This window comes from Priestia sp. SIMBA_032 (genome assembly GCF_046535215.1).
In the GTDB taxonomy this organism is placed as follows: Bacteria; Bacillota; Bacilli; order Bacillales; family Bacillaceae_H; genus Priestia; species Priestia aryabhattai.
Map to the genome: position 1 here is coordinate 1 of NZ_JAWRXD010000201.1, position 391 is coordinate 391.

Genomic DNA, 391 nt, shown 5'->3' on the forward strand with positions numbered 1-391 from the left:
GTTATGAAATTGATATATATAATATTCCTGTAGCAGATATTACAGAGCAATATTTATCTTATGTGCATACGATGAAAGAACTGCAATTAGATGTTGCAAGTGAGTATTTAGTAATGGCCGCAACGTTATTACAAATTAAAAGTAAAATGTTGTTGCCGAAACATGAAGAAGATGTACTTGATAACGGTGATGATTTTATAGATGATCCTCGTCAAGAATTGATGGAGAGGTTAATTGAATATAAGAAATATAAGCAAGTTGCTACTGAGTTAAAAGAAAGAGAACAAGAAAGAGCACAGCTATATACACGTCCACCAATTGACTTTACATCGTTGCAACAAGAAGAAGAGACAAGCTTGCCTCTTGATGTTACGTTATATGATATGCTAGC

1 pseudogene is annotated in these 391 nt (G+C 33.2%); it reads left to right on the forward strand.

The window, feature by feature from the left end:
• Positions 1–391: pseudogene (scpA, locus tag SB717_RS33995) on the forward strand (segregation/condensation protein A); the annotation flags it as partial.